This window comes from Rhizobium sp. 10PS4 (assembly GCF_032464805.1).
Taxonomy (GTDB): Bacteria; Pseudomonadota; Alphaproteobacteria; order Rhizobiales; family Rhizobiaceae; genus Rhizobium; species Rhizobium laguerreae.
This window is the reverse complement of record NZ_JAWDIW010000008.1, coordinates 309,615-324,938: the sequence shown is the minus strand read 5'-3', so window position 1 is coordinate 324,938 and position 15,324 is coordinate 309,615. Positions and strand designations below refer to the sequence as shown.

Here is a 15,324-nt window from a genome sequence, read left to right as displayed (position 1 = left end):
ATTCTGTGATTCTCTCATATTGCTTGCGGTTTTTTCGCCAATCAGACTTTTCTTTCGCTACGATGGGCGACGTCACCTGCTGCGTTCCCGAGTCGAACGCGTCTCCCCGTTCCGGTTAAGTCAGTATCAAGAGCCAGGATCATGCACTCGGTTCTCAGAAACCCGATGAGAGGCATTGCGCTGAAGGTCTCGTCGGTCGTGGTCTTCCTGGCCATGCAGACCTTCATCAAGCTGGCGGGCTCAGACATCCCGCCGGGGCAGGTCACCTTCTGCAGGTCGTTCTTCGCGCTGTTCCCGATCATGGCCTATCTGGCCTATAACAGGCAGTTGCGCGCCGCCTTCTACACCGCCAATCCAATCGGTCACCTGAAACGCGGTACGATCGGCATCTTGTCGATGGCTTTCGGTTTCTACGGCCTGCTGCATCTGCCGCTGCCGGAGGCGATCGCGCTTGGCTATGCGCTGCCGCTCGTCGCCGTCATCTTCGCTGCCGTTTTTCTCGGCGAGACCGTGCGCATCTATCGCTGGAGCGCCGTCCTGGTCGGCATCGTCGGCGTCGCCATCGTTTCCTGGCCGAAACTCACGCTGTTTCGCGACGGCGGCATGGAAGCAGAACAGGCCGTCGGTGCGCTCTGCGTGCTGCTCTCGGCCGTTCTCGGCGGCGCGGCGATGATCCAGGTGCGTCGCCTCGTCGAGGAAGAGAAGACGGCGACGATCGTGCTCTATTTCTCGATCACCGCCTCGGTCTTCTCGCTGGCTTCTCTTCCCTTCGGCTGGCTCATCCTGGCATGGCCGACGGCGCTCTATCTGATCGCCGCCGGCTTTTGTGGCGGCGTCGCGCAGATCCTGCTGACGGAAAGTTACCGCCATGCCGACGTCTCCACCATCGCGCCGTTCGAATATACGTCGATCCTGCTCGGCGGCATTGTCGCCTACTTCGTCTTCGGCGACGTGCCGAGCGTGACCATGCTGATCGGCACCGTCATCGTCGTCGCCGCCGGCATCTTCATCATCTATCGCGAGCATCAGCTGGGCATCGAGCAGAGAGAGGCGCGCAAGGCCACAACGCCGCAAGCCTGACGCCTGCAAGCGCATGTTTATCAAGGTTTTAACGCAGGGATTGCGGTGGCTTGAAACTTGCGCTCAAAGAGTGAAAAGAATGGTGAATTCTTGGGATATCCTCGGTCTGCGGAATATGATTGTTGAACATGAGAGAGTATCATTTATTCCAAGCTGTGCATGTCTGAATGGCCGCTGATGCCGGAGGAGCTCTCGGGTGTCGTTGCTCCGAACGCTGGCCGGCGAGCGGGGGTGGAGAAAAGCATAATGGCATTCACAGCGGAGCAATTGGTGGGGAATTCTTCCTTTCTGATGAGCATTCGCTTTTTGGCTGGGCAGATGCGCGGCATGTTCGATGCCGGTCCGCGGCTGGCGCGACTGCTCGCCTCCCATCAACGCTGGCTTCTGACCCAGACTGCCTATGCCCTCCATCTGGAATATGATCCGCGCGACCCGACCTCGGGCTTCACCGCCGTTGGGCTGACCGGGCGCATCACCGCGCACAAGGTGGCGAGCCGCAACACCGTGCTCGCCTTCATCGAAGAACTCTATACCTACCGCTTCATCACCCACACGCCCGGCGACGAGCGGCGGCGACCACGTCATTTCGAACCGGGCGACGTCAGTCATCAGGGTATGTTTGCCTGGCTTTTCTCCAATCTCGGTGCGCTCGACCTGCTCGACGGCGGTCAAAGGGCAGCCTTTTTCCAGGCAAATCCATCACTGATGCGGCTCATTCAGCCGCGCATTGCCCGCCATTGCCTCGAAGATGCCGCCTGGCGCGAGCCGCCGGAGCAGGTGGCGCTCTTCCTCTGGACGGAAGCCGGCGGCCTCGTCGTCGACAACTTCATCGCCCGGATGGCTATAGAAAGCAGCGAGCCGGATAGGCTGTCCGTCGGTCGCGTCGAAACCCGCGCGCTCGCCGCTGATTTCATGATGTCGCGCACCCATCTGCAGCGCTTGCTGGCAAAAGCGGCGCAACGCGGCTGCGTCGGCTGGCAGGATGAGCCGCGCAAGACGCACCTATGGATATCGCGGGATTTCGTCGAGGAATATTGCGCCTGGCAGGCGGTCAAGTTCGCCTATGTCGACGAAGCTTTCGAATGGGCGAAGGCCCAGATCGAAGAAATGGCCGTGTGATCAGAGAACGATGGCTGTAGCGCCTGCGCCAATGCGCGCGCTGGCATCGGCCGGCTTGACCGAAAGCTCGCGCTCATATTCCCGCGCGGCGCAGACCGCGACGCGGATGTGCTCGAAGGTTTCGATGTTGCGCAGAAGCGATATCAGGATCGTCGACATGTTGGGTACTCTTGACACGAAAGGGCAGGCGAAGCGCCTGCAGCGCCGCGCGTCTTTTCAGACGCGCAAAGGACGCTGCAACACTTTGAGTTCTCTGCTCAATATTGCTGGAAGTCCGAAAAAATGGCGTTCGGGCGCGCCGTACGGCTGTTGATGCCGGTGCCGCGGGCAATCATCTGTTCGTTCGTGGCAAAGCCGAAACGGCTGTAGCCTTGAGTGGAACGAACCTGGTCGCCGGCGAGGCGAAGGGTTTCAAACCCGCTATGGATAGGACGAAAACGCTTGTTCATGGCCTTGGTTCCTGTGATTCCTCCCAAGACACAGTTGATATTGCGATGCAGCATAGATTCCGCAATGCATCACGGCGGGATGCAGCCATGCGAAAATCGCATAGGCTGATTCACAAATTATTCAACTTTGGCTAATTTCTAAGCAAAGAGAGGGACTTAAGTTTCGCCTGAAAAGCCAGCAGGTCATTCCAGGCCAGCCGCTTGTTTACAGGTGCGGTTAACAGATCCTGCGGATGCAGGCTGGCTATGGCAGGAATGACACAGTCCGCAACGGCAATCTCCTTCCAGCGGCCGCGCAACCCATGAATTGTATCATTTTCACCGAAGAAGAAGCGCGCCGAGAAATTGCCGAGCAACAGGATCGCCTTGGGTTCGGCAAGCGCGATCTGCCGCTCGATGAAGGGTCGGCAGATGTCCATTTCCGCCGCCGAGAGCGCACGATTGCCAGGTGGTCGCCAGGGGATGACCTGCGTCAACAGAACGCTCGAGCGCGTCAGCCCGATCGCCGCCAGCATCTTGTCGAACAGCTGGCCGGATTTTCCCGAGAAGGGCATGCCCTCGCGATCGTCTTCGGCACTCGGCGCGGAGCCGATCACCATGATCCCGCTTTCGGCATCGCCGCTGGCAAAGATGGTCGAGCGGGCACTGTGCTTGAGGTTGCAGCTGCTGAAGGCTTCGATCGCGGTCTTGAGCTCGACGAGCGAGCGCGCGGTCTCGGCGACGAAGCGCGCCTGCTGTACCGCCTCGCCATCCGGGATTGCCGGTTGCGGACCGGACGCCGCGCGTTCGGCAGGCGCCGGGCGCACCGCTGCATTCGGGCGCACCTGTGCCTGACCTGGGGCAGGGCGCTCCCCAGCGGCGGGACGTTGCTGCTGCGCCTGTGCCGCCGGGCGGCGGGCGGCCTTCATCGCCTCGAATTCGGCGAAGCGGTCAATCGCCTCTTCCTCCAGCAGCCATTCCACGCCAGCATCGGCATGGAAATGCAGAAGCGCTGCGAGCTCGGCTGGGGAAAGGTCGTTGGCGGAGATCATGCGGCAAGCTTAGCGGAGTGACAGGGGCATTGAAAGGGCGGGCGGCCGATTGCCCGACCTTGCCGGCTCTATTGCACAGTCCATTGCGCGATGTCGTCACGTTCGCCGATCAGCGCCAGGCCATGGGCGATCGACAACAGCTCGCCGCCGCTTTCGATCCGGTCGCGCTCGAAGCGTTCGGTAAAGATGCGGCGCACCGCCGGCACGAAGGAGGTGCCGCCGGTCAGAAACACCTTGTCGATCTCCGATGGTTTCGTCTCGGTCTTGTCGAGCACGTCATCGAGTGCGCCTTCGATGCGGGCGAGATCATCGGCGATCCAGCCTTCGAAGTCGCTTCGCTTGATGCTGCGATGTCCGCCGCGGCCAAGCGGCGCGAAATCGAAAGGCGCTTCCTCCGAAGCCGAGAGCGCCATCTTCGTCGCCGACACCGCCTGATAGAGCGGGTAGCCCTCATCATGGTCGATGAGATCGATGAAGATTTCGAGCTTTTCCGGTTCCAGGCTGGTGCGCACCAGCTTCTTCAGATCCTCGAATTCGCGCGTCGTCTTGAAGATCGACAGCTGGTTCCAGCGGCCGAAGCTGGAATAGTAATTGGACGGCACTTCGAGGATCTTGTCGAAGCTTTTGAAATGGCTGCCCTTGCCGATCAGCGGCGCGACGATGTTGTCAATCATCCTATAGTCGAAATGGTCGCCGGCGACGCCGACGCCGGAATGGCCGATCGGCGTTGCCGTCAGTCTGCCGGCAACGGTCTCGAAGCGGATCAGCGAATAGTCGGTCGTGCCGCCGCCGAAATCGGCGACCAGCACTGTGGCATCCCGCTTCAGGTTCTGTGCGAAATAGAAGGCGGCGGCGACCGGCTCGTAGACATAGTGGATTTCGGGAAAGCCGAAGCGCGACAGCGCCGCGTTGTAGCGCTCGGTCGCCAGCGCCGGATCGGGGCTGGCGCCGGCAAAATGCACCGGCCGGCCGGTGACGATGCGACTAACATCCGAAGGCCAGTTGTCGCCGGCATAGTTGCGCAGCCGCCGCACGAAGACCTCCATCAGATCCTCGAAATTATGCCGTTTGGCGAAGATCAGCGTGCCCTGGAACAGCGCGCTCGCCGCAAAGGTCTTGATCGACTGCAGAAAGCGGCATTCGCCGGGATTGTCGATGAATTGGCGGATCGCCGCATGGCCCGCTTCCACCTTCAGTGCCGAAGCGCCGAGCTGGGCATCCTTCATGAAGGAAAGCGCCGTGCGCATGCTGTCTGCCGTACCCTCCGTGCTCGTGAACGCCATCGAGCGCGTCGCCCCGCCATCCGCCATGGCGAGAACCGTATTCGTCGTGCCGAAGTCGAAACCCAGCGCCTGAGCCATGCCCGCACCTCTTCATGCCGATTGTTATTGGAGACGGAGCATCGCTCCGCGAAAGGGCGTAAGCACCCCCCGGAATCAGGAGGGCGGGTGATGCCACAGGGGCGTGACACTTTCAAGAGGATTGAAGGCATCGCGCCGACATCTGTTGTTCCCTCTTCGCCTGCCGGAGCGAAGAGGGCAGGCCGCCGTTACTCGGCGGCCATCGCCCTTGCCTCTTCCAGCTGCGGCTCCTCGACCTTTTTGTGGCCGATCAGGCGGCCGAGGAAGTTTCCGAAGCGGTCCATCTCGACGAAGATGACCGGGGTGATGAAGAGCGTCAGCATCTGCGAGACGATCAGGCCGCCGACGACGGCGATGCCGAGCGGCTGGCGCAGTTCCGAACTTGCGCCGGTGCCGAGCGCGATCGGCAAGGCGCCGAGCAGGGCGCAGAAGGTCGTCATCATGATCGGTCGGAAGCGTCGCACGCAGGCTTCGTGGATCGCCACCGTCGCCTTTTCGCCGGTTTTGCGCATGGTCTCCACCGCCACGTCGATCATCATGATCGCGTTCTTCTTGACGATGCCGATCAGCATCAGCAGCCCGATCAGGGCGATGATCGACAGGTCGAAGCCCATGATCTTGAGCGCCAGCAACGCACCGAATGCCGCGGCCGGCAGGCCGGACAGAATGGTGAGCGGGTGGATGAAGCTCTCGTAGAGCACGCCGAGCACGACATAGATAGTCAGCACCGCCGCCAGGATGAGGTATGGCGTATTGCCCTGAGACTGCTCGAAAATCTCAGCTGTACCGCCATAGGAGGTGAAGACGTCGGCCGGCATGCTCATTTCCGTCTTGATCTGGTCGATTGCCGCCGTGGCATTGCTGAGCGATACGCCCTCCGGCAGGTTGAAGGAAACGGTGGTCGAGACGAGCTGGCCCGTCTGGTTGATTGTCACCGGGCCGACCGTGCGCTCGACATGCGCAAAGTTCGAAAGCGGCACCAGGCTGCCATTGGCCGAGGCGACACGGATTTCCGAGAGCTTCTGGTCGTCCCAGGGCTTGCTCGTATCATATTCGACGATGACGTCGTAGCTGTCGCCGGTCGACTGGATTTCCGCCGCTGCATATCCGCTGAAGGATTCCTGCAGCGTCGTGCGCAGCGTGTCATTGTCGATCCCGTAGGCGGCTGCCCGCTCGGTATCGATGACGATATTGGCCTGCAGCGCGTTGTTCTGCGCGTCCGACGTCACGTCCGTGAAGAGGCGATCCTTGCGCATCGCCGCCTGGATCTTGCCAGCCCACAGGTTGGTCTGATCGGCACTCAGCGCCTGCACCACCAACTGATATTGGCTGGCCGTCTGGCGACCGCCGAAGCGCAGGCTCTGGTTCGGCGTCACGAAGGCCTGCAATCCGGGGATCTTGTTGATCTCCGCGCGCAGCTCGCGCAGCGTCTGGTCAAGCGGCGGACGTTCCTTCTTGTCCCTGAGTTCGACGAACATCGAGCCGTTGTTCTGCGGTTTGTTGGGGTTGCCGCCGATCGTCGACATCACATGGTTGACCGCTGGGTTCGCCTTGACGGCGGCTGCCGCCTGCTGCTGCAGCGCCGCCATGGCGGAATAGGAAATGTCCTGCCGGGCCTGCGTGCTGATCGTCAGGCGGCCGATATCCTCCTGCGGGAAGAAGCTTGTCGGCAGCGTCATGAAGAAATAGATCGTCAGCGCCACCGTGGCGAGGAAAACGCCGAGGATCGTGGGGCGGTGGCGAAGGCACCAGCCGACAGCCCTGTCATAGCCGCGCAGCGTCCGTTCGAAGCCGGCATCGAAGATGCGGATGATGAGCGGCGGGCGGCTCTGGTGGTTGGACAGACGCGAGGCGAGCATCGGCGTTACGGTCAGCGAGACAATTGCCGAAGAGATGATCGCAATCGCAACCACCATGCCGAATTCGTTGAACACGCGGCCGACAACGCCGCCCATCATCAGGATCGGGATGAAGACCGCGATCAGCGAAACCGACATGGAAATGATGGTGTAGCTGACTTCGCCCGCACCCTTGATCGCCGCTTCCCGCGCGGGCATGCCGTCCTCGACATGGCGCAGAATGTTCTCGAGCATGACGATCGCGTCGTCCACCACGAGCCCCACCGCGAGCGTCAGCCCGAGCAGCGAGATGTTGTCGATACTGTAGCCGAGCACATACATCATGCCGAAAGTCGAGATCAGCGACAGCGGAACGGCAAGCCCGGGAATGATCGTTGCGGTCGCATGGCCGGTAAACAGGTAGATGACGAGAACGACGAGGCCGATCGTCAGCAGCAGCGTGAACTTCACATCGGAGATGGCATCGCGAATCGGTTTTGCGGCGTCATTCATGACGACCGTGTTGACCGAGGGCGGGATTTCGGAGTGAAGCTGCGGCAGCTTGGCGTTGATCGCATCGACGACATCCACCGTATTGGCATCGGGTTGACGCTGGATGGCGAGGATAATGCCACGCTGGCCATCATACCAGCTGCCGGTATACTGGTTCTCGACGCTGTCCTGCACATCGGCAATATCGCCGAGGTGGATCGGCGCGCCGTTCGGATTGGCAATGACCAGCGAACGGAATTGTTCGGCGCTGGTGCGCTGCGTGTTCGCCGTGATGGTCATGCTCTGCGAATTGTTCTGCAGCGTTCCCACGGGCTGCTGGCTGTTGGCGGCAGCAAGCGCCTTGTTGACGGTATCGATGCCGATGCCGCGGGTCAAAAGCTTGTTGGGATCGACCTCGACGCGCACGGCATAGGTCTGCGCACCGTAGACGCTGACCTGGGCAACGCCGGGAAGCGTCGAAAGCGACGGCGAGATGATGTTCTCGGCGATGTCGTCAAGCTTGCTGCGCGGCATGGTGTTGCTCTGCACCGAGAGCAGCATGACAGGCGCATCGGCCGGGTTCGTCTTGCGATAACTCGGCGGCGTCGTCAGATTGTCGGGCAGTTGCCGGGTCGCATTCGAGATCGCCGCCTGCACGTCGGCTGCGGCCGCATCGATATTACGACTGAGGTCGAACTGCAGCACGATGCTGGTGCTGCCGAGCGAACTGGAGGCGCTGATTTCGGTGATCCCGGGAATGGTCTCGAACTGCTTGATCAGCGGCGTCGAAACCGAGGTCGCCATCGTCTGCGGTGAGGCGCCGCTCAACTGCGCCGAAACGTTGATGGTGGGAAAATCGACCTGCGGTAGCGCTGCGACGGCGACGAGCTGATAACCGGCAAGACCGGCCAGAATGACGCCGATCGCAAGCAGCGTCGTCGCGACGGGTCGCTGGATACAGAAATTCGGGATCATTGTTGAGCTCCCACCGCGATTGTCTCGGAGGGCTGCTGTTGCCGAGGCTCTTCGGCGGAGGCGACATCAAGCGCCTTATCGTCGAACTGCTCCTTGATCGCCTGCTGGTCGCTGAGCTGGCCCTGGCCCTCGACGACGACATGGTCGCCTTCCGAAAGGCCCGAGGCGATGGCGGTGAAGCCGCCATTTGCGCGGGCAACGGTGACGGCCGTCAGATGCGATTTGCCGTCCTTGGCGACGAAGGCGAAGAAACCCTCCGGGCCGGGGCTGACGGCGACCGTTGGCACCACCACCTGCTGTTCGTCATTGTTGAAATGCACGACGATGTTGACCGACTGGCCGGGCCAGAGCGCGCCGGAGGCATTCTCGAATTTCGCCTTGGCGAGGATCGTGCCCGAGGCCGTATCGACCGTATTGTCGTAGAAGCTGATCTCGCCCTTTCGCACTTGCCCCTTGGTGGAACTGGGAGCGGTGCTGACCTCGACCGGACCGCCTGCCAGAGCGCTCTTCAGCTCCCGCAGGTAGCGTTCCTGCAGGTGGAATTTCACATAGATCGGATCGTATTTCGCAATGGTGACGATTGCCGAGCCGGCATTGAGGAAGGCGCCCTTGCTGACGGCGATATCGCCAAGCCGGCCATCGAAGGGAGCACGGATGTCGGTGTGCTCGAGCAGGATTTGGTCGGAGGCCAGCGACGCCTTGTCGGCGTCAACAGTGGCTGCGGCGGTATCGCGGGCGGCGACCGCCTGGTCGAGGCTCTGCTGGGTGCCGGCCTTCTGGTTGAAGAGATCCTGCGCGCGCGTCAATGCGGTCTCGGCTTCCGAAAGGGTTGCCCTGTCGCGCACGATCATCGCATTGTCCTTGTCGACGGTTGCCTTGGCCGTCCGGTCGTCCAGCTTGGCGATCAGGTCGCCGGCTTTCACGGTCGTCCCATCCTGCGCATCGATTCTGACGATCAAGCCCTGTTCCTGTGCGGCAATGGTCGTGTTGTCATCGGCATCGGCCCAGCCGGTCGCCGTCACATCCATCGGCAGCGTCGTTTTCACGGCTGCGACGGTCTTGACGACGGTCGGGCCGCCGCCACCGCGCCTGCGCCCGCCGCCCTGATGTTGCCCGCCATCCTGACTGGCGGCCTGACCTTGATCGGCTTGCGCCTGCTGCCCGCCGCCATCGCCGCCGGCCGGCTGCTTGATGAACTGCGAGAGGTAGGGAATGCGGGAGGCATAAGGGACCAGATTCCCGAATTGCCAGACGCCGATGGCGGCAATCGCGATAACGCTGACGGTGATCCAAAATTTCTTCATGGCGGGAACCGGTCTTGAGCAAGGTGCAAACTTTATGCTCTGATTGAGCTGCTTATATTGCGGCGCAAAAAGGACATAATTCCCGGTATGTGATCACTAAGTGGTTATAATGGCTTAAAATTTTGTAATGAATATTCCGTAATATTCAAATTATACTAATATAGATCCAGTGTAGTCCGATGCCGTCCGACGGCGGCGGCGAGGGTGGTTCGCCAATGACGATGCCGACCCGTATGCCGTCCATCGCGCGGAAAAACATGGAAAAACGAGAGAAGGCAAGTCGTCATGACTGAGTTGGATGCCAGCGAATTTCGCTCTCTGATCGTAAGCCTATTTCCTGAACTCACGGCCTCCGTCTTCAAGCTGGCGGCGAAGGGCTGGGATTCGCTTGCCGTCGACGTCGATGACACATTAATCTTCAAGTTTCCCCGCAATCTCGGCGCGGAAAGAGCGCTTCAGAAGGAAGCCGCCTTGCTCGATATTGTTCGGCCGTCGCTGTCGATGGCGGTTCCCGACATGCGCATTCACGACGGGCCGCCGATCTTCTCCAGCCATGCCAAACTCGACGGCGAACATCTCATTGCCGAAGATTATGATGCGCTTGGCGAAAGCGATCGGCAGCGCCTCGGGGAAGATCTCGCGCGTTTTTACGCCGAGCTGCATGTGCTCGATGCCGATCGCATACGGTCCGCCGGTGCCGGGGCTATCCAGCCATGGCAATCGCCCGAGACGGTGCGAATAAAGGCTTTGCCGCTGTTGCCGCCTGACATCAGGAGCTTTGCGCAGGCCATTATTTCGGATTTCGAGGCCTTGCCGCCCGATCCCTACGGCAACATCTACGGCTTCTTCGACGGTCACGGCTGGAACATGGCCTTCGACCATGCGCAAAGGCGGCTGAACGGCATCTACGATTTCGCCGATTCCGGCTTTGGCCCGCTGCACCAGGAATTCATCTACTCGAACTTCATTTCGCCCGATCTGACCGCGCGCATCATATCGGCCTATGAAACGCTGACCGGACGCCGGCTCGACCGGCGCCGCATTGCGATCTTGACCGGCTTCCATCGTCTGTCCGAGCTCGCCGAACTTGCGGACGATCCGGCTAACGTCGAACAGATGATCCAAAGTGTGGCGACATGGGGGGCGGCGGCCCGCGTCGGCTAAGCCGTCAGACGGATCGTGCCGCGCCGCCGTCGCAGCGGATGAGCGAGCCGGTGATGTAGCTTGCTGGTTGGCTGCACAGGAAGGCAGCCGTTGCGGCGAATTCCTCGACCCTGCCGTAGCGGCCGACCGGAATGCGCGCTTCCTTGTCGATGCGGATTTCCTCGAGGCTCTTGCCGGTTCGCTTTGCCGCAGCTCCGTCGAGATCGTCGAGCCGCGCCGTCAGGATGCTGCCCGGCAACAGCAGGTTGGTGGTGACGCCGAAGCCCGCCACTTCGGAGGCAAGCGTCTTGCTCCAGCCGGCAAGGGCGGGGCGCAGCGTATTCGACAGCGCCAGATTAGCGATTGGTTCGATCACGCCGGACGAGGCAACCGTCAGGATGCGGCCCCAGCCCTGCGCTTTCATGCCGGGCAGCAGGGCATTGGTGAGCGTGATCACGCGAGCGACCATGGAGAGGAAGTAACTTTCGAGCTTTTCGCCCGTCATATCCTCCGTCGTACCGGGCGTCGGTCCGCCGGTATTGTTGACGAGGATATCGAGCCCGCCGAACTTCTCCTTCACCGCCGTCGTCGTCATCTCGACGAAGCGTTCGTCCCCGAGATCGGCCCAGATCCAGTCGGCCCGGCCTTTGCCTTCACCATTGATTGCCTTGCAATTGGCCTCCAGCTGTTCGCCGCTACGCCCGCAGAGCAGCACGTTTGCGCCCTCACGCGCCAGCGCCACGGCGATGCCGAGACCGAGACCGCGCGAGGAGGCGAGGACGAGTGCCCGTTTGCCCTTGATGCCGAGATCCATGATTGTCCTCCGATAGCTTTGAGCGATGTATAAGGCGCAAGCGGCGGAAAAGGAAAGGGCATGTGACCGGTTCGGCAGCGTTTGATAATTGACGTTGACGTAAGCGTTATGTAATTCTGTCTCGCGAGGCCTCATCATTGTGCGAATTGGAAGATTGGCTGTCGTATCCCGGCTCGACAATGCTTTCTCGTTTTGACAAGAAAGTGCCATGACGGGATGACGGCCGCGTGCCGGCAAGCGGAGACGAGTGAATGACCGAGACGACTGAGCTGCCCGAACGCGAGAGCATGGAATTCGACGTTGTGATCGTCGGCGCCGGTCCGGCTGGTCTTGCGGCGGCGATCCGTCTGAAACAAGTCAATCCGGAACTCTCCGTCGTCGTGCTGGAGAAGGGCGCGGAAGTTGGCGCGCATATCCTCTCTGGCGCCGTGGTCGATCCGATCGGCATCGACCGGCTGCTGCCCGGCTGGCGCGACGAGGCCGACCAACCGTTCAAGACCAAGGTCAGCGCCGATCACTTCCTGCTGCTCGGTCCGGCCGGCTCCGTTCGCCTGCCGAATGTGCTGATGCCGCCATTGATGAACAATCACGGCAACTACATCGTCTCGCTCGGAAACGTCTGTCGCTGGCTGGCGACCAAGGCCGAAGAGCTCGGCGTCGAGATCTATCCGGGCTTTGCCGCCACCGAAGTGCTCTACAATGACCAGGGTGCGGTCATCGGGGTCGCCACCGGCGATATGGGCATCGAGAAGAATGGCGAGCCTGGCCCGAACTATACCCGCGGCATGGAACTGCTCGGCAAATATACCCTGATCGGCGAGGGCGTGCGCGGCTCGCTCGCCAAGCAGTTGATCGCCAAGTTCGATCTGCAAAAAGACCGCGAACCGCAGAAATTCGGCATCGGCCTCAAGGAACTCTGGCAGGTCAAGCCGGAAAACCACAGGCCGGGTTTGGTGCAGCACTCCTTCGGCTGGCCGCTCGGCATGAAGACCGGCGGCGGCTCTTTCCTCTATCACCTGGAAGACAATCTGGTCGCCGTCGGTTTCGTCGTCCACCTCAATTACAAGAACCCCTATCTCTATCCCTTCGAGGAATTCCAGCGCTTCAAGACCCATCCGGCCATCCGCACCACCTTCGAGGGCGGCAAGCGCCTGTCCTATGGCGCCCGCGCCATCACCGAGGGCGGCTATCAGTCGGTGCCGAAGCTGACCTTCCCCGGCGGGGCGCTGATCGGCTGTTCGGCCGGTCTCGTCAACGTGCCGCGCATCAAGGGCAGCCACAATGCGGTGCTGTCGGGCATGCTGGCCGCCGAGAAGATCGTCGCCGCGATCGCGACCGGCTGCAGCCATGACGAGGTGGCCGAGATCGAGAATGAATGGCGCAAGGGCGACATCGGCAAGGATTTGAAGCGGGTGCGCAACGTCAAGCCGCTATGGTCGAAGTTCGGCACCGCACTCGGCGTGGCGCTCGGCGGCTTCGACATGTGGACCAACACGCTGTTCGGCTTCTCCGTCTTCGGCACGCTGAAGCATGGCAAGACCGATGCTGAGAGCCTGGAGCCGGCGTCGCAGCACAAGCCGATCGCCTATCCCAAACCCGATGGCGTCTTGACCTTCGATCGCCTCTCCTCGGTGTTCCTGTCGAACACGAATCACGAGGAAGACCAGCCGGTGCATCTGCAGGTTAAGGACATGGCGCTGCAGAAGCGTTCCGAACACGACATCTATGCCGGTCCGTCGACACGTTACTGTCCGGCCGGCGTCTATGAATGGGTGGAAAAGGACGGCGAAGAGGTCTTCGTCATCAACGCCCAGAACTGCGTGCACTGCAAGACCTGCGACATCAAGGACCCCAACCAGAACATCAACTGGGTGCCGCCGCAGGGCGGCGAGGGGCCGGTCTATCCGAATATGTGATGCGGATTATCCCCACCGCGACAATTCTTGCGTGCTGACGCCTTCGTGATCGCCTTCTGCCGGAGGCTGTTAGCCGTTCGTTAACCATAATTTCCTTAGCTTGCGACATCAAGTTGACGCACTAAGGACACATTCATGACGATCTCCCGCCGGGGCTTTCTGATCGCTCTGCCGCTTTTCGTGGCCGGCTGCTCTTCGACCGGTCTGAACAGCCAGACGAATTATGCCGCACTTCCGGATGAAAAATTCCCGTTGAAGCAGGTGCCGATCGACAAGATCAAGCCGGAGCTCCGCCGCCAGGAAGTGGCCTACGAAACCACGCATGCTGCCGGCACCGTGATCGTCGATACACCCGCGCGCCGCGCCTATTACGTCCTCGGCGGCGGCAGGGCGATGCGTTATGGCGTCGGCGTCGGCCGCGAGGGGCTGGCCTTTGCCGGGAATGCCTATATCGGCCGCAAGGCCGAGTGGCCGAGCTGGACGCCCACTGAAAACATGCAGCGCCGCGAAGAGCGCTATCGCAAGCTCGCCGGCGGCATGCCGGGCGGCCCGAACAACCCGCTCGGTGCGCGGGCGATGTATCTCTATCGCGGCGGCAACGACACGCATTTCCGCATTCATGGCACCAACCAGCCGCAATCGATTGGTCTTGCCATGTCGAGCGGCTGTGTCCGCATGATGAACCACGACGTGATCGACCTCTATAGCCGAGTCGAAGTCGGCGCCAGGGTCGTTGTCATCCAGGCCTGACGTGTCCGTTCCAAGCTCGGTAACGACGCCCTCTCCATTGAAAAAGCCGCCGCAGCGATGGCTGCAGGCGGCTTTTCCATCTGCTGTTGGTGTTGGATTTCAGCGACGTGGCGTGGCGATACCTGTCGAAAGCGCCACGCCGATGCCGGTGATCACGGCGGCGCTGATTTCCGTCATGCCGATCGCTTCGTCAAGCAGCAAGCCGCCGCCAAGTGTCGCGAGCACCGGCGTCAGCGCCGTGAAGGCGGCAGCCTGTGTTCCGCCGAGTGTTCTGACGGCGGTGCCGTAGGCGACCATGGCGACGAGGCCGGAAAGAACGCCCTGGCTTAGCACCTGCAGGCCGATCTCCGGGAGCGTAGCCTGTGGCAGCGAGATGCCGAAGATGAGGGCAAGCGCGCCCATGATCAGGAAGGACCAGACGGCGATCAGGGCGCTCGCCTGCACGGCTGTCAGACCGGTGCGGCGGAAGGCATGCGTATAGCTTGCCCAGAGAATGGCGCCGGCCGGCAGCAGTACGAAGCTCGTCCATGGCAGCGAGGCGTCCGCAAGACTGCGCGTGAGCAGGATCAGCACGCCGGCGACGATCGCGACGAGCCCGGCGATGCGGGTGCCGTCAGGTCTTTCGCGAAACAGCGCAATGCCGATCAGCGCCGCAGCGAGCGGCATCGAGCCGCCGAGCAGAATGCCTGAAGAGGCGGCGGGCGTCGAATGGATTGCCAGCGTCGTCAGCAGGAAGAACACAGCGCCGGAACCGGACACCATGATCGCCAGCAGGTGAAGCGGCAGGGCCTTCGGCAGCAGCCCCGTCTTCAGCCAGACGGGCGAAAGCATCAGCGCCGGAATTCCGAAGCGGATCAGCCCGATATCGATCGAGCCGAGCGGCGTTGCGGCGCTGTGGCGGGTGACGAGAAACCATGTCGCCCAGATCAGCACGGTAATGGTGCCGCCAGCATAACCCAGTATCTGCGACGGCGACTTGTCGTTTGTAAATGCAATGGTGGTCATCGTCTCAATCCTTTCTTCCGTCCGGAGCCTGTCCGGTTGAAGAAAAG

Annotated in this window: 13 protein-coding genes; 5 read left to right on the top strand and 8 right to left on the bottom strand. The window is 61.5% G+C overall.

Annotated elements, in window-relative coordinates:
- Positions 1 to 141 precede the first annotated feature (141 nt).
- Together RWJ89_RS17825 and RWJ89_RS17820 are read left to right on the top strand one after the other, a co-directional pair.
- The gene (locus RWJ89_RS17825) at positions 142 to 1,080 is read left to right on the top strand and encodes a DMT family transporter (RefSeq protein ID WP_020049250.1); all 939 of its coding nucleotides are present in this window, start codon (positions 142 to 144) and stop codon (positions 1,078 to 1,080) included.
- A 246-nt stretch (positions 1,081 to 1,326) separates the two neighbouring features.
- The gene (locus RWJ89_RS17820; protein WP_131666009.1) at positions 1,327 to 2,199 is read left to right on the top strand and encodes a hypothetical protein; all 873 of its coding nucleotides are present in this window, start codon (positions 1,327 to 1,329) and stop codon (positions 2,197 to 2,199) included.
- Here the strand turns inward: RWJ89_RS17820 and RWJ89_RS17815 are convergent, their stop codons facing one another.
- The 6 genes from RWJ89_RS17815 to RWJ89_RS17790 form a co-directional block, all read right to left on the bottom strand.
- On the bottom strand, positions 2,200 to 2,358 hold the full coding sequence (locus RWJ89_RS17815; RefSeq protein WP_020049252.1) for a hypothetical protein: 159 nt from the start codon (positions 2,356 to 2,358) through the stop codon (positions 2,200 to 2,202).
- Between the two features lie 98 nt (positions 2,359 to 2,456).
- Positions 2,457 to 2,648, bottom strand: coding sequence for a hypothetical protein (locus tag RWJ89_RS17810; RefSeq protein WP_003546802.1), 192 nt, complete (start codon positions 2,646 to 2,648; stop codon positions 2,457 to 2,459).
- 131 nt (positions 2,649 to 2,779) lie between these two features.
- Positions 2,780 to 3,679 (bottom strand): uracil-DNA glycosylase, encoded by a 900-nt coding sequence (locus tag RWJ89_RS17805; RefSeq protein WP_316031201.1) that lies wholly within the window; start codon positions 3,677 to 3,679, stop codon positions 2,780 to 2,782.
- A gap of 68 nt (positions 3,680 to 3,747) precedes the next feature.
- Positions 3,748 to 5,040 (bottom strand): Hsp70 family protein, encoded by a 1,293-nt coding sequence (locus RWJ89_RS17800; protein WP_316031200.1) that lies wholly within the window; start codon positions 5,038 to 5,040, stop codon positions 3,748 to 3,750.
- 188 nt (positions 5,041 to 5,228) lie between these two features.
- Positions 5,229 to 8,345, bottom strand: coding sequence for an efflux RND transporter permease subunit (locus RWJ89_RS17795; protein WP_222060328.1), 3,117 nt, complete (start codon positions 8,343 to 8,345; stop codon positions 5,229 to 5,231).
- Complete coding sequence (locus tag RWJ89_RS17790) at positions 8,342 to 9,649, bottom strand: efflux RND transporter periplasmic adaptor subunit (RefSeq protein WP_316031199.1); 1,308 nt, start codon at positions 9,647 to 9,649, stop codon at positions 8,342 to 8,344. Before RWJ89_RS17790 ends, RWJ89_RS17795 begins: the two co-directional genes overlap by 4 nt.
- A 285-nt stretch (positions 9,650 to 9,934) precedes the next feature.
- On the opposite strand from RWJ89_RS17790, the gene RWJ89_RS17785 reads away from it, so the two are divergent.
- Positions 9,935 to 10,813 carry a phosphotransferase family protein gene (locus RWJ89_RS17785; protein ID WP_316029458.1) on the top strand — a complete coding sequence of 293 codons (879 nt, stop codon included), beginning with the start codon at positions 9,935 to 9,937 and terminating at the stop codon, positions 10,811 to 10,813.
- A gap of 4 nt (positions 10,814 to 10,817) precedes the next feature.
- Here RWJ89_RS17785 and RWJ89_RS17780 read toward each other — a convergent pair whose 3' ends face one another.
- Positions 10,818 to 11,606, bottom strand: coding sequence for an SDR family oxidoreductase (locus RWJ89_RS17780; protein WP_222060331.1), 789 nt, complete (start codon positions 11,604 to 11,606; stop codon positions 10,818 to 10,820).
- A 251-nt stretch (positions 11,607 to 11,857) separates the two neighbouring features.
- Here RWJ89_RS17780 and RWJ89_RS17775 point away from each other — a divergent pair, with 251 nt between their 5' ends.
- On the top strand, positions 11,858 to 13,522 hold the full coding sequence (locus RWJ89_RS17775) for an electron transfer flavoprotein-ubiquinone oxidoreductase (protein ID WP_316031198.1): 1,665 nt from the start codon (positions 11,858 to 11,860) through the stop codon (positions 13,520 to 13,522).
- Between the two features lie 135 nt (positions 13,523 to 13,657).
- Positions 13,658 to 14,272 (top strand): L,D-transpeptidase, encoded by a 615-nt coding sequence (locus tag RWJ89_RS17770; RefSeq protein WP_017959713.1) that lies wholly within the window; start codon positions 13,658 to 13,660, stop codon positions 14,270 to 14,272.
- 99 nt (positions 14,273 to 14,371) lie between these two features.
- Here the strand turns inward: RWJ89_RS17770 and RWJ89_RS17765 are convergent, their stop codons facing one another.
- Positions 14,372 to 15,277: a DMT family transporter gene (locus RWJ89_RS17765; RefSeq protein WP_168284170.1), complete on the bottom strand. Its 906-nt coding sequence runs from the start codon at positions 15,275 to 15,277 to the stop codon at positions 14,372 to 14,374.
- Positions 15,278 to 15,324 lie beyond the last annotated feature (47 nt).